This is a genomic window from Ruegeria sp. AM4, assembly GCF_056540665.1.
Map to the genome: position 1 here is coordinate 1 of NZ_JBQFXD010000044.1, position 547 is coordinate 547.

The window sequence follows — 547 nt, forward strand, 5'->3', positions numbered from 1 at the left end:
GAGGTCGAAACGCTATTTCCGCCCTACCTGCGCGGAACTGAATAGACAGTGTATCCCCCGGTTTCAGCCACTTCTCGCGCGCCATACATCTGGACCAGAGATTGCGCCGGTTCACCACCTGTTGGACAGGATACCAGATCAGCGGCATCATCCAGAAAATCAATTGTAAACGCAGTCTCACCTGTGATCTGACAATCATCATCGGTCGAACGATAGCCCCGCAAAAGCCGCAGGTTGTCGTTTGAGGGAGTCCTTACGACCGTGTCAGCGGCCTCGGTTTCCAATGGCATATCCTGACATCCTGTCAGCAATACGATGATTACGGCGGGTGCAAACTGTTTCACTTTGAATTCCATTCCTTCAATCCGCGCACATTATACCACATCCGGTAAATCCTGCCGTAACCTGAATCACCTACTCGTCCCACATGGACAGAACCTTGCAAACCCGCTAGGACGCAGACGTTTGCCAAAAACGGAGCGCCCCCATGTCCGACGACCGCCTGATCGTAGCCCTAGATGTCCCCAACGCCCTGCAGGGTCTGGCC

The 547-nt window shown here is 54.1% G+C and carries 1 protein-coding gene; it reads right to left on the minus strand.

The window, feature by feature from the left end; translation table 11 throughout:
• Positions 1-23 precede the first annotated feature (23 nt).
• On the minus strand, positions 24-356 hold the full coding sequence (locus ACR0JA_RS23675) for a hypothetical protein (protein ID WP_480501824.1): 333 nt from the start codon (positions 354-356) through the stop codon (positions 24-26).
• Positions 357-547 lie beyond the last annotated feature (191 nt).